This window comes from Flagellimonas okinawensis (assembly GCF_029194005.1).
Taxonomy (GTDB): Bacteria; Bacteroidota; Bacteroidia; order Flavobacteriales; family Flavobacteriaceae; genus Flagellimonas; species Flagellimonas okinawensis.
Window position 1 is genome coordinate 158,285 of sequence record NZ_JARFVA010000006.1, and the last position, 23,574, is coordinate 181,858.

The window sequence follows — 23,574 nt, forward strand, 5'->3', positions numbered from 1 at the left end:
GTATGCAGAAATTTCAATCGACCTTATGGTAGTTCAATTTGGTAATGACAGGGGCATCCGCTGGATAGGTGATGTATTCCAAATAAAGTACATCGTCGAATATTGAAAATTTAGCATTGAATCCTCCCTGGTACTCCAAGCTCTGCAGGAACAAACTATCACCCTCAACATCAAATAGACCATTGGTCCGTGAAAATGAGGTCATCACGGTCTTGGGCTCACCATTGAACCCGAACCATTCCGTGGTATAACGGTAGGTAAGGTCGCCGTGAAAAGAATAAGTGGTCACAATGGAGCCATCCTGTTGGTCATCGGTTCGGACCCAACTACCCATCAAGTCATTTTCGGAGGCACCGGCAATGGTATCATCCCCAGAACACGATGTCAACACTGCCGACAGCAATAAAAGCAGATAAAACCCTTTTGTCATGGAACAGCTTTTATTTTAAAGATGTGAAATGGGGCATTAGGTTGCTTGCCCCCCCTGTAAATCAGAATTCAAAGACCTTTCCATCATCGGCCAGTTCGACTATCGGAAAAACCTCCTCAGCTTCCTTTTTGAAAAGTTCAATGGACTTATATCGGGTAGAGTAATGGCCCAATATCAAAAGCTTTGCATTGGCTTTTTTGGCAATCTGTGCAGCTTGCCTGGAAGTAGAGTGCTTGGTTCGCTCGCAGAGGTGCTCCTCTGAATCCAAAAAAGTAGATTCATGATAAAGAATTGTGACATCATTGATTATAGGGACAATACTTTCGTTGTAAACAGTGTCACTGCAAAAAGCATAACTTTTGGGCTCTGGTGGGTCCAGGGTAAGCTGCTGGTTGGGAATAACATTTCCCGAACTACCAAGACCGTCCGCACCTTTTTTGATTTTGTGGAACTGGCTCTTGTCCACTCCCATTTCTCTTGCGGCTTCAGCATCCAGGGTCCTTGGGGCTTTCTTTTCCTTAAAAAGATATCCGTTGGTGTAGACCCTGTGGACCAAGGGAACGGTATGGACCGTGACCTTGCCATCTTCAAAGACAAGTTCTGATTCCTTGGATTCCAGTTCATGGAAAATTAACGGATAATTGGTCCAAGAATCACCCAGCTTTAAAAATAAGGTAATGGCCTGTTTGATTCCTTTTGGGCCATAAATATGAAGTTCTTTATCCCTTCCGAGCAATCTAAAAGTGGAAATAAGCCCGGGCAATCCAAAAAAATGATCCCCGTGCAAATGGGATATGAATATATGGTTGATTCTGGAGAACTTTACCTTGAACTTACGAAGCTGCACCTGGGTGCCTTCTCCGCAATCGATCAAAAATAGGTGATTGCCTATCTCGAGTACCTGTGATGTGGGATTGGTAAATGTTCGCGGTGTAGCGGCATAACAACCGAGTACGGTAAGTTTCATATGCCCAGGTCGCGTTCTATTTCTTCCATTTCGATCAAGTCTTTTGCCTCTTGCAGGGTAGGCACCACACTGATCTCTTCGGGAACTTCATCATAGCTCAGCTTATCGGTCACAATAACAAAGGACTGTCCACCGGCCTTATGGGTATTGGATATATCAAGAAATTCCAAAATATCGCCCAACCCAAGTTTATCGAATGAAAAAAGATTGAGTACAATATTATCGTGCTTTAATTTAGGATAGGCCCTGTTCAGGTTTTCCAAAAAAGCGGATAAGGTGGTCTTTTCTTGGAAAACAATTGTTGTTGTCCCGTCTTTATCGAAAATCATCTTATTTTATTTTTGATGCCAATAGGTACAGTACGGCCATACGTACGGCCACACCGTTCTCTACCTGATGCAATATTATGGATTGATCGGAATCCGCAACATCAGTGGTAATCTCAACCCCCCGATTGATCGGGCCCGGGTGCATGATAACAATCTGCTTGTCCAGACTGTTCAAGAGTTCTTTGTTCACACCAAACTGCTGGGTGTATTCACGTGTTGAAGGAAAGTAGCTGATATCCATCCTTTCATTCTGTACACGGAGCATATTGGCCACATCGCACCATTCCAATGCCTTTCGCAAATTGGTCTCCACTCCAACTCCCAAGGATTCAATATGCCTGGGTATCAACGTCTTTGGACCACAAACCTTTACATTGGCACCTTGTAATTTCAGTGCAAAAATATTGGACAGGGCCACACGGGAATGGAGGATATCACCCACGATGACCACGTTCTTCCCTCCCACATCGCCTAATTTTTCGCGAATCGAAAAGGAGTCCAATAAAGCTTGTGTAGGGTGTTCGTGTGCACCGTCCCCCGCATTTACAATAGAGGCCTTTACATGTTGGGACAAGAATATACCTGCTCCAGGATTAGGGTGGCGCATCACCACCATATCCACTTTCATGGACAGGATATTGTTTACCGTATCAATGAGGGTCTCGCCCTTTTTTACCGAAGATTGCCCAGCGGAAAAATTCACCACATCGGCAGAAAGCCGCTTTTCGGCCAGCTCAAAAGAAAGTTTTGTGCGTGTACTGTTCTCGAAAAAAATATTGGCTATGGTAATATCCCTTAAGGTAGGCACTTTTTTGATAGATCGGTTGATCACTTCCTTAAAGTGATCTGCCGTTTCAAAAATGAGCGATATATCCTTTTTGTTCAGATACTTGATTCCCAACAAATGATTTACACTTAACTCGCTCATCCGTTATTATTTGCTTATTAAATAAACTTTGTCCTCACCATCGTTCTCTTCCCACATTACCTTCACTTTCTCTTCATTTATGGCATCCACTTGCCTACCGCGGTAGGTTGGTTGAATCGGAAGGTGCCTACTAAAACGCCTATCGATCAAGGTCAATAGCTCTATGTTGCTAGGTCTTCCAAAAGATTGAATGGCCGTTAATGCCGCCCTGATACTCCTGCCTGTGTACAGTACATCATCAATGAACACCACTTTTTTATCCTCTACCAAAAAATTCATTTGTGTAGAATTGGCCTTCAGGATTTCCCCTCTTCCAAAATCGTCCCTAAAAAATGTGATGTCAAGAAAACCAAGATCAATGTGCTTGATCTTATATTCCTTTTTTAGAATTTTCACCAACCTTTCCGCCAAAAAAACACCTCTGGGCTGAATACCGATCAAAGCGGTATTGGTAAAATCCAGATGGTTTTCCATTAGCTGACAGGCCAACCGGTGCAGTATGATGTTGATTTCCTTTGAAGTAAGCAGAACTTTTTGACTCATAGGCTTTGTGCGACCAACTCGGTTGAATACAAAAGTAAGCAATTCTTTAAAATGTTCGGGACATAAAAAAGCCCCGACTGTTTCCAGCGGGGCTTTGTATCATTGAAAAGTCTGATTACTTTTTCTTGGAATCAGCTTCCATTTTGTCTTTCAATGCTTGCAATGCGGAGTTGGCATCCCCAAGGGTCGGAGCAGCTTCATCGGATGATGCGGCTCTTTTCTTGGCAGCAGCTTTCACATTTCTGTCCTCTTGCTCTCTAAAGATTGCAGTGTGGCTTGCCACAACTCTCTTGAAATCTTTGTTGAACTCGATGATCTTGAATTCGGCCTCTTCTCCTTTAACGAGTTTTTTACCGTCTTCTTTTTCCATGTGGCGTTGTGGAACAAACCCAACGATGTCCTCGTTGAAGTTGATAGTAGCTCCTTTATCAACAACTTCTGCAATTGCGGCTTTGTGAATTGTTCCTTCAGCAAACTCCTCGGAGTATTTGTCCCAAGGGTTCTCTGTGGTCTGTTTATGACCTAGGCTCAATTTACGCCCTTCAACATCCAGCTCCAATACTTCCACTTCCAAGGTATCACCAACGGCAACAAACTCGGATGGGTGCTTGATTTTCTTGGTCCAAGATAGATCGGAGATATAGATCAAACCGTCGATTCCTTCTTCCAACTCTACGAATACACCAAAGTTGGTAAAGTTTCTAACGATTCCTTTATGTCTTGATCCAACTGGATATTTAGAAGTGATATCGGTCCATGGGTCAGGAGTCAATTGCTTGATACCCAACGACATTTTACGATCCTCTCTATCCAAGGTCAATACAACGGCTTCAACCTCATCACCAACATTTACGAAATCTTGGGCAGATCTAAGGTGAGTGCTCCAAGACATTTCTGAAACGTGAATCAGACCTTCAACGCCATCGGCAACTTCGATAAATGCACCGTAATCAGCGATCACAACTACCTTACCTTTTACTTTGTCACCAACTTTGATCTCATCACCAAGGGCATCCCATGGGTGTTTCTCCAATTGCTTAAGACCCAACTGAATTCTTGACTTGTTATCATCGAAATCAAGGATAACAACGTTCAATTTCTGATCTAGGTCCACAACCTCGTTCGGGTGGTTGATTCGGCTCCAGGAAAGGTCGGTAATGTGTACCAATCCATCCACACCTCCAAGGTCGATAAATACCCCGTAAGATGTAATGTTCTTGACCACACCTTCCAATACTTGACCTTTTTCCAATTGGCCAATGATCTCTTTTTTCTGCTCTTCGATATCCGCTTCGATCAAAGCTTTGTGAGATACCACTACGTTCTTGAACTCGTGGTTGATCTTAACTACTTTGAACTCCATGGTCTTACCTACGTACTGATCGTAATCACGGATAGGTTTCACATCGATTTGAGAACCTGGCAAGAATGCCTCGATTCCGAATACGTCAACGATCATACCACCTTTGGTACGACATTTTACGAATCCAGTTACGATTTCCTCTTTGTCATGGGCATTGTTTACACGCTCCCACGCCTTAATGGTTCTAGCTTTTCTGTGGGACAATACCAATTGACCGGTCTTGTCTTCACGGATATCTATAAGTACCTCTACTTTATCACCAACTTTTAGATCGGGATTGTAACGGAACTCATTCAAGGAAATTACACCTTCGGACTTGGCATTGATGTCAATGATGGCCTCACGGTCGGTCATGTGAACAACTTCTCCTTCCACTACTTCCTCATCGGCAGTGTCCACAAAGTTTTCCTCTACAAGTGTTTCGAATTCCTTAAGCTTGTTGTCGTCAACGCGCTCGATTCCTTCTTCGTACTTATCCCAATCAAAATTTTCAAGAAATTCCTGAGGGTCTTGCTCGGGCTGTTTTGCTTCTTTTACTACTGGTGCTGCGGCAGTTTCTTCTACCTCAACGTTTTGTTTTTCTTCAGCCATGCTTTGCTGATTAAAATTTGTATTCCACGTTTTACAAGAGTTGAACAATTACCGCGGAAGTGGTTTTAAATTGATTTTCTAAATTCCCTTTTTTCTCTTGCCTCCTTGCTAAAAGGGGTGCAAAAATACAATTAAATTATTGATATACAAAGTATAAAATCAAGGTTTGCACAAAAAAAGTATTACAATTATTTAATGGCAAATTATGGACAGATTGCCTATCTTGAAACTTCTAATTGTTAACTGTAAAAAATACCATTATGAGTGTAAAGGCAAAGTATCAACCTGTACTAGATCTAGGTGAGGAATTGGAAGTCAAAAACGGTGATGTAAATGTTGAGGGCGACATTTTGAAGATAAAGGGAATGACCAAGACCCAATACGAAAAGAACCTGTTGTGGGACAAGATCAAGGAGATCGGAGGGGAAAAACCCACCGATATTAAAGCAAACATAACTGTGGAGGACGAGTCCGTTTACCACAGGCATACGGTCAAGAGTGGAGAGTCGTTGAGCAAGATCGCGAAGCATTATTATGGCGACCCCATGAAGTACACCAAGATTTTTGATGCGAATACCAATATCCTGAAGGATCCGAACGTGATCCATCCCGATCAGGTATTGGTAATTCCTAATTTATAACATCGGTCAGTCCGTTCCCAGCCGGGAGCGAGTTGGCAAAATAACAAAAGGCGTCCCATGGGCGCCTTTTTGATTATGAAAGATTATCATAATTAATGTAAGGCGTCCAAATTATAACCGACATTCCTAGGGGTTAGTAGGCACAAGAAACCAAAACAAGAAAGTATGCACATATCAAAACGAACAACCTTGAAAAATTCAATCCTATTTATTTTACCTATTGCTTTATTGTTGTACAGTTGTGGCAATTCACAAACAAAAACCCCTGTGAACAACCAAGACCTTGCTGAAACAAATATTGCAAAATCACAATCAGAACTGATCTTTGAGCATACAAAGGTATTCCCTGACAATACCCAACTCGCCTTTGCTTTTATTGAAAATGGCAAAGTCAAGTTCTACGGTGTAGAAAAAAGGAACGACACCATATTTACCGTTCAAAATCAACAAAATGCTTTTGAAATTGGTTCCATAACCAAAGTATTCACTAGTACACTTCTTGCGGATTTTGTTCTGGAAAACAAGGTAGAACTTGAAGATCCTATAAACCCATTCTATGATGTTGAGTTCAAAAATGGCCAAGAGATTACTTTTAAAACCTTGGCAAACCATACTTCTGGCCTGCCTCGCATGCCCTCGAACCTTGACTTTGACATTAGTAACCTAGACCCATTTTCCAGTTACGATGTAGACCAACTTGAATATTACTTGAGCAATGAAATGGATTTGTCCTTTGATGAGGATGGCACATATGAGTATTCAAATGTAGGAGCTGGACTTTTGGGCCATACCTTATCAAAGATTGGAAAACAGCCATTGAACCAATTGTTCCAAGAAAGAATATTCTTAAAATATAATATGCCCAACAGCACGATCGGCAGCGAAAATGTATCCGTATTTTTGGTCCAAGGACAAAGTCCCGAGGGGAAACCGGTACAGAATTGGAATTTGGCCTCGCTGTCGGGTGCAGGGGATTTAATTTCTACAGTGGAAGATCTATCCGAATTTGCTTTGGCACAATTTGAAAATGACAACAAAACTTTGGCCTTGACCAGAACCGTGACGCATACTATGAGCGAAACTTCCAGTATTGGTTTGGGATGGCACATGCGAAAAGGGCCATCTGGCGAAAATTGGATTTGGCACAATGGTGGAACAGGGGGTTATACGTCCTGTATGGTCATGGATACGGATAATAAAAATGGGGTGATTATTCTTTCCAACGTTTCCGCGCTTGGTGACCCAATGATACACATTGACGAACTTTGCTTTGAACTTATGGGCGCACTTTAGACCAATCAATCCAAGGCCGTTCTGATTATCCTTTGCTCTTCGCGATTACCCGTTGGGAAAAGTCATAAATACGTTCAAACTGCTCTTCCAGCCCCATATCACTGTTATCAAATTCAATGGCGTCTTTGGCCCTGGTCAGCGGTGAAATTGTCCGTGTTGAATCGATACGATCGCGCTCTTCCACATTTTTCAATACTTGGGCATAGGTCACTTCCTCACCCTTTTCCAAGAGCTCTTTATATCTGCGTGCAGCTCGGGTCTCGGGAGAAGCGGTCATGAACAGTTTCAACTCCGCATCGGGAAAAACCACGGTGCCAATGTCACGACCATCCATAACAATGCCCTTGTCCTTACCCATTTCTTGTTGTATTTTGACCAGCTTTTCCCTGACTTCCTTAATGGCGGCTACCTTGCTTACAAAACCTGAAACACGCATCGATCGAATTTCCCGTTCAACATTTTCATCGTTCAAAAACATATCGGAACGACCGGTTTCTTCATTGGGAACAAAGCTTAGATGCACATCGGATAGTTTCCCTATCAAGGTCGGTTCATCCACTTCCCCTTTATCGTTGATTGCCCCTTGTTGCAAGGCAAACAACGTTACCGCTCGGTACATGGCACCGGTATCCACATAAATATAGTTCAAGGTCGATGCCAACCTTTTGGCTATGGTACTCTTTCCAGTGGAGGAGTATCCATCAATTGCTATCGTTATTTTTCCCATACACCAAAAATAGGCAGAAAAGACATTATCGAATTATGACATGTGTCAGCTACAGCGTTTTCGCATTTTTAACTTTCTGCTTGGTTATGGCCAGGTCAATGACCTCGCTCATATCCGTTACATAATGGAAGGTAAGTCCTTTCAAGTATTCCTCTTTTATTTCCTCAATGTCCTTTTTGTTGTCGGCACATAGAATAATCTCTTTGATACGGGCCCTTTTGGCTGCAAGTATTTTTTCCTTGATCCCACCAACGGGCAGTACCTTGCCCCTTAGGGTAATCTCTCCTGTCATGGCCAAACTTTTCTTCACCTTGCGCTGGGTAAATAGAGAAACCAATGAAGTCAACATGGTGATACCTGCACTCGGACCATCTTTGGGCGTTGCACCTTCCGGAACGTGAATATGTACATTGTACTTGTCGAACACATTGGAATCGATACCGTATTCATCGGCATTGGACTTAATGTATTCCATGGCAATAGTTGCCGATTCTTTCATGACCTTACCCAGGTTACCGGTGATGTTCATGGTACCTTTTCCTTTGGACAGAATGGATTCAATGAACAGTATATCACCCCCTACACTGGTCCAGGCCAACCCTGTCACCACTCCGGCAACATCGTTGTTTTCGTATTTGTCCCGCTCCAATCGGGCTGGTCCTAAAATTTCCTCAATATTTTCGTTGGTCAAGGTAACGTTGTACTCTTCCTCCATGGCGATGGATTTGGCAGCGTACCTTACCACTTTGGCTATCTGTTTTTCCAAGCTTCTTACGCCGGATTCCCGGGTATAGCCCTCAACAATTTTTTCTAGTTGGCGTTTACCTATCTTGAGGTCCTTTTTGGAAAGTCCATGCTCCTCCAACTGCTTGGGCAACAAGTGTCGTTTGGCAATCTCTACTTTTTCCTCTATGGTATATCCAGTCACATTGATAATCTCCATTCGGTCTCGCAGCGCAGGCTGAATGGTGGATAGATTGTTGGCAGTGGCAATGAACATGACTTTGGACAGATCATAGCCCATTTCCAGGAAATTGTCATGGAACTCGCTGTTCTGCTCTGGGTCCAGTACCTCCAACATAGCAGAGGATGGATCACCTTGATGACTGCTGGCCAGTTTATCTATCTCGTCCAAAATGAATACCGGGTTAGATGTACCTGCCTTCTTCAAGCTTTGAATGATCCTACCTGGCATCGCGCCGATATAGGTTTTACGGTGTCCCCGGATTTCCGCCTCATCACGCAATCCTCCTAAGGACATGCGTACGTACTCCCTGCCGAGGGCCTCGGCCACGGATTTCCCCAAAGAGGTCTTACCTACTCCCGGAGGTCCATACAAACAAAGGATCGGTGATTTCATATCGTTCCTCAATTTCAGGACCGCCAAATATTCTATAATCCGACGCTTTACGTCTTCCAGCCCATAATGGTCCCTGTCCAGTATCTGTTGTGCGCGCTTAAGATCAAACTTATCCTTGGAAAACTCGTTCCAGGGCAAATCCAACATCAGGTCCAGATAATTCCTTTGTATGGAGTATTCGGCCACTTGTGGGTTCATCCGTTGCATCTTGGAAAGTTCCTTTTCAAAATGCTCTTGAACTTTTTTACTCCATTTTTTCTTTTTCGCCTTTTCGCTCATTTCGTCCACCTCTTCTTCATATGAGAGTCCTCCAAGTTCCTCTTGGATGGTCTTCATCTGTTGGTGAAGGAAATATTCGCGTTGTTGCTGGTCCATATCACTACGCACCTTGCTCTGTATGTCATTGCGAAGTTCCAGCTTTTGAAGTTCCATGTTCATGTACTTCAAGGTGGCCAATGCCCTCTCCTGTAAATTGGGCATCTCCAAAAGTTGTTGCTTCTCACTAACGGTAAGATTGAGGTTGGAGGAAACAAAATTGATCAGAAACGAATTGCTCTGGATATTTTTGATGGCAAAAGTGGCCTCGCTCGGAATGTTCGGATTGTCCTTGATAATCTTAAAAGCAAGCTCCTTGATGGAATCTATGATAGCCTCGAACTCCGTGCTCTTTTCGTCTGGACGTTGTTCCGATGCCTCACTCACCTTTGCGGTCATATATGGCTTCTCGGTCAGGATGGCATCTATCTTGAACCTCTTTTTTCCTTGTATGATAACAGTGGTATTACCATCGGGCATCTGTAATACCCTTAAGATACGGGCCACTGTACCCATGGTATTGATATCCTCCGGACCGGGGTTTTCCACACTCTCGTCCTTTTGGGCTACCACACCAATGGTCTTGGTGCCATTATTGGCATCCTTGATCAAATTGATGGACTTGTCCCTCCCGGCAGTGATGGGAATAACCACACCAGGGAACAATACCGTATTTCTCAAGGGAAGTACCGGCAAAGTCTCCGGTAAGCTCTCCTTGTTCATCTGTTCTTCGTCCTCAGGGGTCAATAACGGTATCAATTCCGCATCTTCATCCAATCCCTGTAGGTCTATATTGTCAAATTTGGTAATTTTCATCTCTCCCATATCATCTTTTCGGTCATTTTGTCAGAGTTGACATCCGACCAACATTTTTATTCTACTCACATACCTTCACAAATCCCTATAAATCAATATTTATAACGGCTCAAAGGCTAATTCTCACCCATTAATTGGCAATTCCTGTGCCATTAAAAATCAAATTTTAAGAAAAAAGTGTAACAAATGGTAAATTGGGTAATCTATAAGACAAATCAATCATTTTTTGAGCCAACAAAATGAACATATTGATACACTGCTCGAATTGTGCAAGCAGGGGAAACAGAGCGCACAGCTAGAGATTTACAACCGCTATTACAAAGCGATGTACAACACCGCCCTTAGGATTGTAAAACATACAGCTGAAGCCGAAGATGTGATGCAGGAATCGTTCCTGAGCGCATTCACCAAACTGCATACCTTTAAAGGGGACGTCACCTTCGGGGCATGGTTGAAGCGGATTGTGATCAATAACAGTATCTATCATTACAATAAGCAGCAAAAAAAACGTGCTGTTGACCTGGATGATGTAATGTACAAGGTCGAAGACAATGATGCAGTTGCTTCGGATGGAAATGGTTATACGGAACTGAAGGCTCAAAAAGTGATGGAAGCCATGAAAAATTTGAAAGACAATTACAGAGTTTCTTTGACCTTACATTTGATCGAAGGATACGATTACGAAGAAATAGGAGAAATAATGAACATTAGCTATGCTAATTGTAGAACCATGATTTCGAGGGCCAAACAAAGCCTGAGAAAAAAGTTGACCGTAAATGTTTAGTTATGAAGAAGGATAATTTAGATCATCTGTTCGAGCGACTCCAAGGGGAGTTCGATGTGGAGGAACCACAGGGCGGACATCAGCAGCGATTTTTGGAAAAATTGAACAGGGAGAAAGGCACGATTACCATGGGCAAGGCCAAAGTTTCCTGGTGGCGACCTTTGTCCATTGCCGCATCCATTGCCTTGGTAGTTCTTTTGGGCTATAAGGCCTTCGGACCAGGAGCGAGTATCAAACAGCAGGTCGTAAAAATAGCCCCCGAGGTATCACAGACAGAATTCTATTTTGCCAACCTTATCGAGGAACAAGTAGAGATCTTAAAAGATGAGAAGACCCCGGAAACGGCCCAATTGGTAGATGACACCTTGGTACAGTTGCAACGGTTGGACAAGGACTACCAATCCCTTGAGAGGGACTTGGTGAAAGGCGGGGACAGTAAGATTATCCTGAGTGCCATGATCACCAACTTCCAAACACGGATCGACCTATTGAAAGAAGTTTTGAGCCAAATTGAAAATATCAAGAATTTAAAAACACAGAATGATGAAAGCTTTACGATTTAAATCCATTTTTTTCGCCTTGGCTTTGTTCCCCCTTGTCACCTTCGCACATGTGGACAATGACAAATTAAACGGCAGGTATACCAAGGAGAAAACCATTAAACGGGAGTTCAACGTGAATTCCGATGCACTTTTGAAAGTGAACAACAGCTATGGCAACCTGAACATTACTTCATGGAACGAAAACAGGATACTTATTGAGGTACACGTAAAAACCAATGGCAACGATGAGGACCGGGTCAAGGAACGTCTGGACGAGATCGATGTGGATTTCGATAACAGTGCCGGTATGGTTTCCGCAGAGACCCGTTTTGGAGACCGCAGCAATAGCTGGGGCTGGAGCTGGGGAAGACGTAAAAAAGTCAGTGTACAAGTAAATTACACCATTAAACTTCCCGTAAAGAACAGCGTTAACCTGAGCAACGATTACGGCAACATTATATTGGACCGTATCGACGGCCATGCAAAAATCAGCTGTGATTATGGAAAACTTGAAATCGGGGAACTACGTGGTCGCAACAACGAGCTAAGATTCGATTATACGTCGCGCTCTACATTTGATTATGTGAACAGTGCGGATATTATAGCCGATTACTCGGGCTTCACCATAGAAAAAGCGGGCAACCTTAACATTAAGGCGGACTATACCAATGGGGTTGTCCAGGAGATGGAAAACCTCGAATATTCAAGTGACTATGGTTCCATTGACGTTAGGAATGTAAAGAATGTGGATGGAAACGGAGATTATATAGGCGTAAAATTGGGCGATGTCCACGGAAATGTTTCGATTACCAGTGATTACGGTTCCATAAAAATAGACCGCTTGGCTCCCGATGCTGGAAATGTGGAGATCAGAACGGATTATACCGGGATAAAAATAGGATATGACCCTGACTACCACTTTGATTTTGAAATTTCCACCGAATATGCCGGTGTGAGCGGCAAGGAAGATTTTGAGATCAACATCAGTAAGGAAAGATCCACCGAGAAATATTACAGTGGTTATTATGGTAAAGCAAACTCCGGAAACAGGGTAAGCATCACCAGTGATTACGGGGGCATATCATTTTATAAGAATTAACATCAAATCAAAATCAATTTATAAACACAAGATCATGAAAAAATTTATCACACTTACGCTTGCCATGGGAATGATCACAATGTCATGCGCACAATGGGGAAGAAAAGTAAAAGGCAACGGTGATGTTGTTACCATTGAACGCTCGGTTGGCGACTATGACGAAGTTGCCATGGCTGGATGGTTCGATGTAGAATTGGTTGCTGGCACCGAGGGAGAAATCACCCTAAAAGGAGAGTCCAATTTACTGGAACACATTAAAACCGAGGTGAAGAACGGCAAACTGGTCATCAAGGTGGAAAAAGGCATGAACCTAAGGCCCTCTAACTGGAACCAGGGCATTTATGTGACGGTACCTATAGAATCCATCACTGGGGCGAGCCTTTCAGGTTCGGGCGATCTTGTAGGGAAAACCACTATCCGAGCAGACCGCTTCAGTACGGCCATGTCCGGCTCGGGCGATGTGACACTTGAAATCGAAGCCGATGAATTGGATGCTTCCCTTTCCGGTTCGGGCGATATCAACCTATCGGGCAGGGCGACCGACTTTTCGGTTTCGGTTTCCGGTTCTGGTGACGTTAAAGCCTATGACCTTGAAGCTGATTTTGTACAGGCAACTGTTTCAGGTTCTGCCGATATCAGGGTAACGGCAAATCAGTCCTTGGACGCCAGGGTATCAGGTTCCGGCGATATCCATTATCGCGGCAACCCCAAAAAGATCAATTCCAAATCTTCAGGTTCTGGGGATATTACCAAAGGATAATACCGAGTTTATCATCAATCAAAGACTGAAAAGGCCCTGGGAATCTCAGGGCCTTTTTATATATCAACTAGATGTCTTCACTTTATTTACCCGTAATAAAAGGCATATACCGATCAAGAAAAACAGCCCAAGAAAGATAGTACTGTTGCGCATGCTTCCCGTAAGTTGGGAAATAATTCCATACATAAAGGTCCCTATGATGATGCCTATCTTTTCGGCGACATCATAAAAACTGAAAAATGATGTGGTATCGGTAGTCTCCGGTAAAAATTTGGAATAGGTCGATCGTGACAGTGCCTGTATCCCCCCCATTACAACCCCTACAAATCCCGCTGCAATATAAAAATCCATGGGAGTCTGTAAAAAATAGGCATATACACACAACAAGGCCCAAATGACATTGATCACCACAAGGGTCCTTATATTACCAAAAGCTTTGGAGGCCCACGCGGTAACGGTTGCGCCTAAAATGGCCACGATCTGAATGAGGAGTATACTAATGATCAATCCCATGGTCCGTTCATCGTCGGAGCCCCAAACGATCTCTTCCTCGCCAAAATAGGTCGCGATTAGCATAATGGTCTGTACAGCCATGCTATAGGTGAAAAATGCGCCCAGGTACCTTTTGAGTCTTCGATTCTCCCCCAACTGGTGCCATACCGACCTCAACTCCCTAAAACCGTTCAATACAATGTGGTGACGTTCCCCCTGGCGCTTGTAACCCTTGGGTAAATGCTTAAAGGTGTATTGACTGAAAACGGCCCACCAAATACCGACAGAAATAAAAGAATATTTCATAGCCTTGATCTCGGCGACCTCCCCTACACTATCGGTAATGCCAAAAAAATCGGGATCCATCACCATAAAAAGATTGAAGACCATCAGGATAACACTGCCCACATAACCAAGCGAAAAACCTTTGGCACTAATTCTGTCCTGTTGTTCGGGATAGGCGATATCCGGCAAATAGGAGTTATTGATGGCAAAACTTACCCAAAAGCCCACAAGTCCAAAAAAATAACAGGTAAGTCCAAAATAAATGTGTTCCAGGGAAAACCAGTACAACCCAATGGATGAGGCAGCGCCTAGGTAACAGAAGAACTTGAGAAAAATCCTCTTGTTTCCCAAATAATCCGCCACTCCGGAAATCAGGGGTGTCACTATGGCGATAAATACAAAGGCAAGGGAGGTTACATAACTGATCAGTGGGGCCCTTGCGATTTCACCACCAAAGATGGTAACCTGTTCTATACCAGCCGTTCTAAACAACAAGCCATAGAAAAGAGGGAATATGGCCGATGAGATGACCAGACTGTACACTGAATTGGCCCAATCGTAAAATGCCCAGGCATTCAATAGTTTTTTGCTTCCCTTCAATGCCATTGTCTGTACCATAATCTAAACACAAAAAAATGCCACTTCGAATCCCTTTTGAAAAACCCTTGATGGTGTCGATTGGATTTTTCGTCTGTTTCGAAGTGACATGTACTGTTACTTTTTATCGATTTACTTGAAGGAAGTTACCCCAAATTTACGAGCTTCTTGTTTTGCGGCCGGGGCCCAAGCGGTCAAATTACTGATTCGCGTATCGTTGGACGGGTGGGTACTCAAAAACTCCGGAGGGGCCTGTCCGCCTGATTTAGCTTTCATACGTTGCCACAGTTTGGCCGCTTCATCGGGATTATAACCGGCAATGGCCATGATCTGAAGCCCGATCCTGTCCGCTTCGGTTTCATGGTTTCTGCTAAATGGGAGCATAACCCCTATCTGTGATCCAACGCCGTACGCTTGATTGAACAAGCCTCTGGTCTGCTCATCCTTGATGGCAACATTTCCTGCCACCGCGCCTATCTGTTGCAATGTCCCGGCACTCATTCGCTGGGCACCGTGATCGGCGAGGGCATGTGCAACCTCATGTCCCATGACCACTGCTATACCTGTCTCGTTTTGGGCAATGGGCAAAATTCCCGTATAGAATACGATCTTCCCTCCGGGCATGCACCATGCATTGACCGTTTCATCATCGACCAAATTGTACTCCCACTTATAATCCTTTAGATATCCGGGGTACCCATTGGCATCTAACCAACGTTCCGCTGCAGAAGCAATGCGTTGCCCAACATTCGTTATCATTTGGGCCTCTGCCGTTCCCTTGACCACTTTGTTCTCTTCCAAGAACTGATCGTATTGAGAGAAGGCCATAGGGAACATTTGACTATTATCATAAAAATTGAGTGTACTCTTGCCCGTAAATGGGTTGGTCTTGCAAGCCACGGCCATTCCCAGCACAAGCAACGTAAGGATAAGCTTTTTCATATGGTATTTTGTGTTTATTGTATCGGTAAATTACGAATTTTTATTTTCCGAATATGTGTAGTTCCGTGAAATCCTTTGCCACCTCTATGGAGTTATTGCCATTGAGCTTGATATCCTTCAAATCCACTTCCTCGTTGTCTACCTCCACGGTATCTATGGTAAACGGAAGTCCATGGAAGGTCAATTTGAAATTATCGTAGGAAGTGATGAAGTTCCCATCCTTGAACTGTTGGATTATCAATTCGTTCTCTTTGCCCGTCAATTTGAAACGTCTCAAACTATAGCGGCCCTTTTTATAGTCGTAGCCCTCTTGCTGGTCCTCATAGACCTCGGAATTTTCCGTACCTTCTTTAAAGTAGACATCAATGGCAAGCTTTTCGATCTCCTTCTCGCCCACATATTGTTGCACCGGATATTTCGGTATCATGGCCCCTTCCTTCACGAACAAGGGCACTCGGTGTATTTCCGCCGACACCCAGCGTTCAATCCCGCCTTCTGTCAATTCATCGGTCCAATAATTGTACCAGTTCCCTTTTGGAAAATACATTCGCCTTCCCTGAGCATTGGGTTCCTGTACGGGACAGACCAACATTTGCTTTCCAAAAATAAATTCATCCGTTCTAAAATGAGTCTGAGGGTCCTCCTGGTCATAAAAAACCAGGGATTGCAACATGGGAAAACCTTCCTTGATGTAATTGTAGAACATGGTGTACAGGTAGGGCAACAATTGATACCTTAATTCGATGAACTCCCGAACGATATCGGTAATCTCGTCACCAAAGGACCATGGTTCCTGGTCACCGTGATCGCCACTGGAGTGCACCCTGCAAAATGGATGGAAAACTGCCAACTGCATCCAACGGGCAAAAAGTTCCCCATTGGGCTGTTCGGCGAAGCCGCCGATATCCGAACCTACAAATGAATATCCGCTCAAGCACATACGTTGCATCTGCACATTTGCTATCCACAAATGTTCCCAAGTGGCCACATTGTCCCCTGTCCAAGTGGCACAATAACGCTGGGTACCGGAATATGCGGCCCTTGTAAGTACAAAGGGCCTTTTGGGGAACATGAACTTTTTAACGCCTTCATAGGTGGCCCTTACCATTTGCATACCATAAACATTGTGTGCCTTTCTATGGCTGCACGGGTGCCCATCATAATCATGCCTTACGTCCAAATTGGCGGTTTTGGTCGGCACCTCCATCACAGCCGGCTCGTTCATATCGTTCCACACACCACTTACGCCCATTTCTGCGATCATTTCTTTATAAAGATCGCTCCACCATTCACGTACCTCCGGATTGGTAAAGTCGGGGAACTTACATTCACCGGGCCATACTTTTCCCTTAAAATGTGGGCCGTCCGCTCTTCTGCAGAAGAACCCATTGTCCATGGCCTGCTGGTACACCCAATAATCACGGTCTATCTTGATTCCGGGATCGATCATGGTGATGGTCTTAAATCCATCTTCCTCCAATTCCTGGATCATTTTTTTGGGATTAGGGAAATACTTATTGTTCCAAGTGAAGCATCGAAACCCTTCCATATAATCGATATCGAGGTAAATCGCATCACAGGGAATATTGTGTTTCCTAAATGAAGCTGCAATATCCTTCACCTTTTTCTCTGGATAATAGCTCCATTTGGATTGATGGAAACCCAATGCCCACAAAGGTGGAAGCTCAGGTACACCGGTCAAGTCGGTGTAAGATTCCACCACATCGTACATCTTTGGACCGTAGAAGAAATAATAGTTCATCTCACCCCCATCGGCCCAAAAACTGGTGACATTTCTCTTTTCAGCGGCAAAATCAAAGTAGGTACTGAAAGAATTGTCAAAAAATATCCCATAGGACTTGCCCTGGGTAAGTCCTATGTAAAATGGGATGGATTTATACAATGGTTCCTGATCCTTGCCATAGGCATAAGAATCGGTAACCCAATTGTTCACTCTTTTGCCCTTTAGATTGGTATGTGAAGCCTTGTCCCCCATTCCGTAATAGCTTTCACCGGAATGGCATACTTTACTCATTTTTACCACATTGCCTCCATAATCAAAATTTTCCTCCCAATGAAAGCCCAGTTCGTCTTCGCATAAGAGCACATCGTTCTTGTCCACGATCTGCACTTTGAGGTCCGCCTTGTTGATATATATTTTGATCTTGGAAGTGGTGATCACGTATTCTGGAATCTCGTCCTTGACACTGAGTTCGTTGTAGCCTAAATTAACATCTTCACTGATGGCATAGGAGAAATCAGGTTCAAAAACATATTCCGTGGCATATCGGAACCGCACTACGCTATCCCTTAAAATGGTCACTTGGAGTATCACCCCGTTCTGGGTGGTAAAGTATATTTTATCGTTTTCCTGTTTGAAGTCTACGATATGGTTGGGGAACTGATTCCCTCTATTTGCAATTTCCGTATTGGTAATCATCTGTAATCAGTTGAGGCTCACAAAAGAAATACAAAAGCCTGAATAAATAAAAATATGTTTTGAAAAGCGATCAACTACATCGTTTTAGTAGCCCGTTTATTTGTAAACCACTACCCCCAGAGGTGGAAGGTTCACCAATACGGACTGTTCTTGACCGTTCCATGGGGTTTTCGAGGGCTTCATGGTCTTTTTGCCCACTCCACTTCCCGAATACCTTTTATCATCACTGTTGAACACCAATTTCAAGTTGGTGGACTTGGGCACGCCCAACCTATAGTTTTCCCGTGGCACCGGGGTAAAGTTGCAAACAATGATCAAGTCATCCTTTGGGTCATTGCCCTTTCTAATATACGAGATTACGGTATTCTCCGTATCGTTGTACTCTATCCATTGAAACCCCTCGGGTTCGAACTGCTTTTGGTACAATGCGGGTTGGGCCTTGTACAATTTGTTCAAATCCTTTACCGCTTCCTGTATCCCAGAGTGAAGATCATATTGGGTCAGGTGCCAATCCAAGCTCTCTTGGAAGTTCCATTCCGAAGATTGTCCGAACTCCCCTCCCATGAATAACAGGTTTCCACCAGGATGAGTGAACATATACCCGAACAACAACCTCAGGTTGGCAAACCTTTGCCATTCGTCCCCAGGCATTCGGTAAAGAAGTGATTGTTTGCCATAGACCACCTCATCATGGGAAAAAGGGAGCATAAAGTTTTCCGTAAAGGCATATGTAAGACTAAAACTGATCATGTTAAGATCGTAAGAACGGTGGATCGGATCCCTTTTGAAAAACTCCAAGGTATCGTGCATCCAACCCATCATCCACTTCATGCCAAAACCAAGCCCCCCATAATGTACAGGTTTGGTAACACCTGTAAAGGCCGTTGATTCTTCTGCAATGGTCTGCACCCCTTTGAAACTTGCATATACCTCTTGGTTCATCTCCCGTAAAAAGGACATGGCCTCAAGATTTTCATTATTGCCGTACATATTGGGCTCCCACTCACCATCCTCACGTGAATAATCCAAATATAACATGGATGCCACGGCATCCACCCGTAATCCGTCCACATGGTATAGATCAAGCCAATAAATGGCATTGCTGATCAAAAAAGCCCGCACTTCGTTTCTACCATAGTTAAAGATGAGGCTTTTCCAATCGGGGTGGTAGCCCCTTCTTCGATCAGGATGTTCGTAGAGGTGAGAGCCATCAAAAAATCCCAGCCCATGTGCATCTTCGGGGAAATGGGAAGGCACCCAATCCAGTATCACTCCGATACCACGTTGGTGCAGGGCCTCCACCAATACTTTAAAATCCTCCGGCTTGCCAAATCGTGATGTCGGGGCGAAATATCCGGTTATTTGATAGCCCCAGGATGGGTCGTAGGGATATTCCATTACCGGCATGAACTCCACATGGGTAAACCCCATTTCTTCAACATAATCCGCCAATTGTTCCGCCATCTCCAGATAACTCAACGATTCCCAGCCATTCTTTTTTTTCCAAGAAGCCAAGTGAACCTCATAGACGGAATAGGGCTTGTCCAAACCGTTCTTTCCTTCTCTCGTTGCCATCCACTGATCATCTTTCCATTTATGGTTATCGTCCCAAACTATGGAAGCTGTTTGTGGAGGTTGCTCACAATAACGCGCAAAGGGGTCGGCCTTCTCCGTCCAAATATCATTGTTATTGGAATGTATCTTGTATTTGTACTTGGTTCCCTTGTCCACTCCCGGAATGAATCCTTCCCAGATACCACTGCTGTCCCATCGAACATTGAGTTGGTGCTCCCCAGCATTCCAATAATTGAAATCACCCACCACACTGACCGACTTGGCAGAGGGGGCCCACACGGCAAAATAGGTTCCTTTAACACCATCTACCTCCGTTAAGTGGGAACCCAACTTATTGTAGAGCCTAAAGTGTTTTCCACCTTTAAAAAGGTCGATATCAAAATCTGTAAAAAAACTGTGCGGGATTACCTTGGACATATGTGTGGTTTTAGTACTATACAATAATAAGGATCTTTGGGCAAGAATCCGATTTTGGCGATCGGTTTGATCAATTAAATCATTTTTTTAAAAAAATGGAACGCTTTTTGATTTTTAAACGTTGACATATAAATTGAACACAAATCAAATTCCAAAAATCATGAATAAATTTAGTACAATTCTAGGGGCAGTAATCATTTTAGTTTTCGCAGCATGTGAAGGACCGCAAGGACCTCCGGGATTCGACGGGCTGGATGGGCTAAATGGCCAGGACGGCCTGGACGGTATACAGGGACAGGTAGTAGAAGTTGAGGGGGTAAACTTTGATTACGACTTTGATGCCAATCTCTTTAGTACTTTGATCACTTTTTCCGATGTCACCAACTTTGAAGTTTTTGAATCGGATGCCGTTCTGGTATATAGACACGATGGGGTAATCGACCTAAACGATGGTTCCACTGCAGATGCATGGACCCAAATACCCCAAAATTACTTCCTGAACGAAGGAACCATCCAATATGTATTTGCCCACACATTTGTCGACCTTGAATTGTTCATCGATGGCAATTTCGATCTATCGAATTTGAGCACAGACTTTACAGACAACCAATTGTTCCGTATTGTATTTGTACCAAGCGAATATGCAGAATCACCAGATTTTGATGCAAGCAATATCGAAAGCGTGATGTCCACCTTGAATATTGGCGAGAGTCAGATCATGAAGTTGGATATCGACTAAATCCATTCAAAAATAGTATCTTAAGTCCTGTTGGAAGCAATGGGACTTTTTTTATGGAATCTTTTTGAAAGGATTTCCATTCAGTCTCGTCTAAAGAGTTAAAAAATCACAGCATGGGAAAAAGATTGCTATTATTTGCACTGGTAATACTTACAGGTTGCAAGGGAACATCACAGGAAGAGAAAAAGGAATCTGCCAATAACGAGACCGGGAAAGAAACGTTCAAAGTGAACAAAACGGATGCTGAATGGCGGGCTGAACTTACTGATATGGAATATTACGTGCTCCGAAAAGCAGCTACGGAAAATGCATTTTCCAGTGAATTGCTCGACAACAAGGAAAAAGGGACCTATGTCTGCGCAGGATGCGGGACCCCACTCTTTAAAAGTGAACACAAATTTAAATCGGGAACGGGCTGGCCCAGCTTTGACCGGGAAATAGAGGGGAATGTGGCCTTTGATACCGACTATAAAATTGGTGTGGCCCGCACCGAAGAGCATTGCGCAACCTGTGGCGGTCATTTAGGCCATGTTTTTAACGATGGCCCCAGCAACACCACGGGAAAAAGGCACTGTATCAATGGTGCCGCACTTGATTTTATCCCTTACAACAAATAAATTGCCCCAAAAAAGTCAATGGATAAAAAATATAGCATCAACAAAACCGAGGCGGAGTGGAGAAAAGAGCTTTCTGCCGAAGAATATTATGTTTTAAGGCAAAAAGGTACCGAACGCCCCTACACGGGAAGGTTCGACCTGCATTTTGAGGACGGTGACTATCATTGTAAGGCCTGTAACGCCAAACTTTTTGAAAGTGGGCACAAATTCGAAAGTGGTTGTGGATGGCCATCTTTTGACCAAGCTGTCGAAGGCGCCATTGAATACATTCGGGATACTAGCCACGGTATGATTCGCACAGAAACCGTTTGTGCCAACTGCGGAAGCCATTTGGGGCATGTCTTCAACGATGGCCCCAAAGAAACCACTGGCCAAAGATATTGCATCAATTCCATCAGCATTGATTTTGATCCCGAGGATTAAAACGTGTCGGCTGTCTTTTCTTTACGCTAAATAGCGCCGTTCCCACATTTCACAAACTAATCCACAATTGATTTTTTTCAACTTGGGAAATGGGAATTGATTTCCGTACTTTTGCAGCTGCCAATCGATGGCACATTTTCAATCTAACAACTAAAATCAAAATCTAATGAGCAAGTTCGATATAATTGTTTTGGGAAGTGGTCCTGGTGGATATGTTACCGCCATAAGGGCATCACAATTAGGTTTCAAAACAGCCATTATAGAAAAAGAAAGTTTAGGAGGTGTATGTCTTAATTGGGGATGTATCCCAACAAAGGCCCTTCTAAAATCCGCTCAAGTGTTCGAATATTTGAAACATGCCGAAGACTATGGATTGAGTGCCAAGGACGTTGACCATGATTTTGAAGCGGTTGTAAAAAGAAGCCGTGGTGTTGCCGAGGGAATGAGTAAAGGTGTCCAGTTCTTGATGAAAAAGAACAAGATCGAGGTCATCAATGGATTTGGAAAGGTAAAATCCGGCAAAAAGGTCGAGGTAAAGACCGAGAGTGGTGAAACCACCGAATATTCTGCCGATCATATCATTATCGCTACCGGTGCCCGTAGCCGTGAGCTGCCCAGTCTTCCACAAGATGGAAAAAAAGTAATCGGTTACCGCGAGGCAATGTCCTTGAAAGAACAACCTAAGAAAATGATCGTGGTAGGTAGTGGCGCCATTGGAATGGAGTTCGCTTATTTCTATCACTCCATGGGTACCGAGGTAACTGTTGTAGAGTATATGCCGAACATCGTTCCTGTTGAGGACGAGGATATCTCCAAACAATTGGAACGCAGTTTTAAAAAGTCAGGTGTAAAAATCAAGACTTCTGCCGAGGTTACCAAAGTCGACACTTCAGGTGATGGCATAAAGGCAACCGTAAAAACCAATAAAGGGGAAGAGGTCTTGGAGGCGGATATCGTACTATCCGCTGTGGGCATTAAAACCAATATCGAGAACATTGGTTTGGAAGATGTTGGAATCGCCACGGATAGGGACAAAATATTAGTCAACGATTATTACCAGACCAATATACCGGGATATTATGCCATCGGAGACGTTACCCCGGGTCAGGCATTGGCACACGTTGCCTCAGCAGAAGGAATTCTCTGTGTGGAAAAAATTGCGGGAATGCATGTGGAGGCGTTGGACTACGGAAACATTCCGGGCTGTACTTACTGCATCCCTGAAATCGCTTCCGTTGGTTTGACCGAAAAGCAGGCCAAAGAAAAAGGATACGACCTTAAAATTGGCAAGTTTCCATTCTCAGCCAGTGGTAAAGCAAAGGCAGCAGGTACCCCAGATGGTTTCGTAAAAGTAATTTTTGATGCCAAATACGGTGAGTGGTTGGGTTGCCACATGATCGGCGTCGGTGTAACGGACATGATCGCCGAAGCAGTAGTCGCTCGAAAATTGGAGACCACTGGACATGAAGTATTGAAAGCCGTTCACCCGCACCCAACAATGAGCGAAGCTGTTATGGAAGCAGTTGCTGACGCTTATGATGAAGTAATCCACCTATAAG

22 protein-coding genes are annotated in these 23,574 nt (G+C 43.8%); 10 read left to right on the forward strand and 12 right to left on the reverse strand.

Translation table 11 applies throughout. The annotated features are described in order from the left end of the window. Positions 1-13: 13 nt before the first annotated feature. The 6 genes from PY091_RS15595 to rpsA form a co-directional block, all read right to left on the reverse strand. Positions 14-430: a hypothetical protein gene (locus PY091_RS15595; RefSeq protein ID WP_275650527.1), complete on the reverse strand. Its 417-nt coding sequence runs from the start codon at positions 428-430 to the stop codon at positions 14-16. 61 nt (positions 431-491) lie between these two features. Then, positions 492-1,397, reverse strand: coding sequence for a ribonuclease Z (locus tag PY091_RS15600; protein WP_275650528.1), 906 nt, complete (start codon positions 1,395-1,397; stop codon positions 492-494). Then, positions 1,394-1,726, reverse strand: a complete 333-nt coding sequence (locus PY091_RS15605; RefSeq protein ID WP_275650529.1) for a ribonuclease Z — start codon at positions 1,724-1,726, stop codon at positions 1,394-1,396. The genes PY091_RS15600 and PY091_RS15605 overlap by 4 nt, the downstream gene beginning before the upstream one ends. Position 1,727: 1 nt before the next feature. Continuing rightward, entirely contained in the window at positions 1,728-2,654 is a 927-nt protein-coding gene (locus tag PY091_RS15610) for an aspartate carbamoyltransferase catalytic subunit (RefSeq protein WP_275650530.1), read from the reverse strand. 6 nt (positions 2,655-2,660) lie between these two features. Continuing rightward, positions 2,661-3,197 (reverse strand): bifunctional pyr operon transcriptional regulator/uracil phosphoribosyltransferase PyrR, encoded by a 537-nt coding sequence (gene pyrR, locus PY091_RS15615; protein ID WP_275650531.1) that lies wholly within the window; start codon positions 3,195-3,197, stop codon positions 2,661-2,663. A gap of 115 nt (positions 3,198-3,312) precedes the next feature. Further along, a complete protein-coding gene (gene rpsA, locus PY091_RS15620; protein ID WP_275650532.1) occupies positions 3,313-5,151 on the reverse strand; it encodes a 30S ribosomal protein S1 in 1,839 nt (612 codons plus the stop codon). A gap of 260 nt (positions 5,152-5,411) precedes the next feature. On the opposite strand from rpsA, the gene PY091_RS15625 reads away from it, so the two are divergent. Together PY091_RS15625 and PY091_RS15630 are read left to right on the forward strand one after the other, a co-directional pair. Then, positions 5,412-5,792 carry a LysM peptidoglycan-binding domain-containing protein gene (locus PY091_RS15625; protein ID WP_275650533.1) on the forward strand — a complete coding sequence of 127 codons (381 nt, stop codon included), beginning with the start codon at positions 5,412-5,414 and terminating at the stop codon, positions 5,790-5,792. Between the two features lie 189 nt (positions 5,793-5,981). Beyond that, positions 5,982-7,085, forward strand: coding sequence for a serine hydrolase domain-containing protein (locus PY091_RS15630; RefSeq protein ID WP_275650534.1), 1,104 nt, complete (start codon positions 5,982-5,984; stop codon positions 7,083-7,085). 25 nt (positions 7,086-7,110) lie between these two features. Here PY091_RS15630 and cmk read toward each other — a convergent pair whose 3' ends face one another. Together cmk and lon are read right to left on the reverse strand one after the other, a co-directional pair. Continuing rightward, on the reverse strand, positions 7,111-7,812 hold the full coding sequence (cmk, locus tag PY091_RS15635) for a (d)CMP kinase (RefSeq protein ID WP_275650535.1): 702 nt from the start codon (positions 7,810-7,812) through the stop codon (positions 7,111-7,113). A 49-nt stretch (positions 7,813-7,861) separates the two neighbouring features. After that, entirely contained in the window at positions 7,862-10,312 is a 2,451-nt protein-coding gene (gene lon, locus PY091_RS15640; protein WP_275650536.1) for an endopeptidase La, read from the reverse strand. A gap of 217 nt (positions 10,313-10,529) precedes the next feature. On the opposite strand from lon, the gene PY091_RS15645 reads away from it, so the two are divergent. From PY091_RS15645 to PY091_RS15660, 4 genes are read left to right on the forward strand one after another with little or no spacing between them, the layout of a single operon-like run. Continuing rightward, the gene (locus PY091_RS15645) at positions 10,530-11,087 is read left to right on the forward strand and encodes an RNA polymerase sigma factor (protein ID WP_275650537.1); all 558 of its coding nucleotides are present in this window, start codon (positions 10,530-10,532) and stop codon (positions 11,085-11,087) included. A 2-nt stretch (positions 11,088-11,089) separates the two neighbouring features. After that, complete coding sequence (locus tag PY091_RS15650; RefSeq protein ID WP_275650538.1) at positions 11,090-11,650, forward strand: hypothetical protein; 561 nt, start codon at positions 11,090-11,092, stop codon at positions 11,648-11,650. Next, positions 11,631-12,728, forward strand: a complete 1,098-nt coding sequence (locus PY091_RS15655) for a DUF4097 family beta strand repeat-containing protein (protein WP_275650601.1) — start codon at positions 11,631-11,633, stop codon at positions 12,726-12,728. Before PY091_RS15650 ends, PY091_RS15655 begins: the two co-directional genes overlap by 20 nt. A 34-nt stretch (positions 12,729-12,762) precedes the next feature. Next, positions 12,763-13,488: a head GIN domain-containing protein gene (locus PY091_RS15660; RefSeq protein WP_275650539.1), complete on the forward strand. Its 726-nt coding sequence runs from the start codon at positions 12,763-12,765 to the stop codon at positions 13,486-13,488. Positions 13,489-13,551: 63 nt separating this feature from the next. On the opposite strand, the gene PY091_RS15665 is transcribed toward PY091_RS15660, so the two are convergent. The 4 genes from PY091_RS15665 to glgB form a co-directional block, all read right to left on the reverse strand. Then, the gene (locus tag PY091_RS15665) at positions 13,552-14,883 is read right to left on the reverse strand and encodes an MFS transporter (RefSeq protein WP_275650540.1); all 1,332 of its coding nucleotides are present in this window, start codon (positions 14,881-14,883) and stop codon (positions 13,552-13,554) included. 111 nt (positions 14,884-14,994) lie between these two features. Then, on the reverse strand, positions 14,995-15,804 hold the full coding sequence (locus PY091_RS15670; protein ID WP_275650541.1) for a M48 family metallopeptidase: 810 nt from the start codon (positions 15,802-15,804) through the stop codon (positions 14,995-14,997). Positions 15,805-15,844: 40 nt separating this feature from the next. Beyond that, complete coding sequence (locus PY091_RS15675; RefSeq protein ID WP_275650542.1) at positions 15,845-18,244, reverse strand: glycoside hydrolase family 31 protein; 2,400 nt, start codon at positions 18,242-18,244, stop codon at positions 15,845-15,847. Positions 18,245-18,340: 96 nt separating this feature from the next. Then, a complete protein-coding gene (glgB, locus tag PY091_RS15680) occupies positions 18,341-20,236 on the reverse strand; it encodes a 1,4-alpha-glucan branching protein GlgB (RefSeq protein WP_275650543.1) in 1,896 nt (631 codons plus the stop codon). Between the two features lie 160 nt (positions 20,237-20,396). On the opposite strand from glgB, the gene PY091_RS15685 reads away from it, so the two are divergent. The 4 genes from PY091_RS15685 to lpdA all read left to right on the forward strand — a co-directional run bounded on the left by PY091_RS15685 (position 20,397) and on the right by lpdA (position 23,573). Beyond that, positions 20,397-20,975 (forward strand): collagen-like triple helix repeat-containing protein, encoded by a 579-nt coding sequence (locus PY091_RS15685; protein WP_275650544.1) that lies wholly within the window; start codon positions 20,397-20,399, stop codon positions 20,973-20,975. 113 nt (positions 20,976-21,088) lie between these two features. Next, positions 21,089-21,592, forward strand: a complete 504-nt coding sequence (msrB, locus tag PY091_RS15690) for a peptide-methionine (R)-S-oxide reductase MsrB (protein ID WP_275650545.1) — start codon at positions 21,089-21,091, stop codon at positions 21,590-21,592. Between the two features lie 18 nt (positions 21,593-21,610). Then, entirely contained in the window at positions 21,611-22,015 is a 405-nt protein-coding gene (gene msrB, locus PY091_RS15695) for a peptide-methionine (R)-S-oxide reductase MsrB (RefSeq protein WP_275650546.1), read from the forward strand. A 166-nt stretch (positions 22,016-22,181) separates the two neighbouring features. Next, positions 22,182-23,573: a dihydrolipoyl dehydrogenase gene (gene lpdA, locus PY091_RS15700; RefSeq protein WP_275650547.1), complete on the forward strand. Its 1,392-nt coding sequence runs from the start codon at positions 22,182-22,184 to the stop codon at positions 23,571-23,573. The last annotated feature ends 1 nt before the right edge of the window (position 23,574 follow it).

Coding starts and splice junctions, on each gene's coding strand:
- glgB (WP_275650543.1), bottom strand. CDS start 20,236: ATGTCCAAGGTAATCCCGCACAGTTTTTTTACAGATTTTGATATCGAC.
- cmk (WP_275650535.1), bottom strand. CDS start 7,812: ATGGGAAAAATAACGATAGCAATTGATGGATACTCCTCCACTGGAAAG.
- PY091_RS15605 (WP_275650529.1), bottom strand. CDS start 1,726: ATGATTTTCGATAAAGACGGGACAACAACAATTGTTTTCCAAGAAAAG.
- PY091_RS15610 (WP_275650530.1), bottom strand. CDS start 2,654: ATGAGCGAGTTAAGTGTAAATCATTTGTTGGGAATCAAGTATCTGAAC.
- rpsA (WP_275650532.1), bottom strand. CDS start 5,151: ATGGCTGAAGAAAAACAAAACGTTGAGGTAGAAGAAACTGCCGCAGCA.
- lpdA (WP_275650547.1), top strand. CDS start 22,182: ATGAGCAAGTTCGATATAATTGTTTTGGGAAGTGGTCCTGGTGGATAT.
- PY091_RS15625 (WP_275650533.1), top strand. CDS start 5,412: ATGAGTGTAAAGGCAAAGTATCAACCTGTACTAGATCTAGGTGAGGAA.
- PY091_RS15650 (WP_275650538.1), top strand. CDS start 11,090: ATGAAGAAGGATAATTTAGATCATCTGTTCGAGCGACTCCAAGGGGAG.
- PY091_RS15600 (WP_275650528.1), bottom strand. CDS start 1,397: ATGAAACTTACCGTACTCGGTTGTTATGCCGCTACACCGCGAACATTT.
- PY091_RS15655 (WP_275650601.1), top strand. CDS start 11,631: ATGAAAGCTTTACGATTTAAATCCATTTTTTTCGCCTTGGCTTTGTTC.
- PY091_RS15675 (WP_275650542.1), bottom strand. CDS start 18,244: ATGATTACCAATACGGAAATTGCAAATAGAGGGAATCAGTTCCCCAAC.
- msrB (WP_275650545.1), top strand. CDS start 21,089: ATGGGAAAAAGATTGCTATTATTTGCACTGGTAATACTTACAGGTTGC.
- PY091_RS15660 (WP_275650539.1), top strand. CDS start 12,763: ATGAAAAAATTTATCACACTTACGCTTGCCATGGGAATGATCACAATG.
- PY091_RS15595 (WP_275650527.1), bottom strand. CDS start 430: ATGACAAAAGGGTTTTATCTGCTTTTATTGCTGTCGGCAGTGTTGACA.
- PY091_RS15685 (WP_275650544.1), top strand. CDS start 20,397: ATGAATAAATTTAGTACAATTCTAGGGGCAGTAATCATTTTAGTTTTC.
- pyrR (WP_275650531.1), bottom strand. CDS start 3,197: ATGAGTCAAAAAGTTCTGCTTACTTCAAAGGAAATCAACATCATACTG.
- PY091_RS15670 (WP_275650541.1), bottom strand. CDS start 15,804: ATGAAAAAGCTTATCCTTACGTTGCTTGTGCTGGGAATGGCCGTGGCT.
- lon (WP_275650536.1), bottom strand. CDS start 10,312: ATGGGAGAGATGAAAATTACCAAATTTGACAATATAGACCTACAGGGA.
- msrB (WP_275650546.1), top strand. CDS start 21,611: ATGGATAAAAAATATAGCATCAACAAAACCGAGGCGGAGTGGAGAAAA.
- PY091_RS15665 (WP_275650540.1), bottom strand. CDS start 14,883: ATGGTACAGACAATGGCATTGAAGGGAAGCAAAAAACTATTGAATGCC.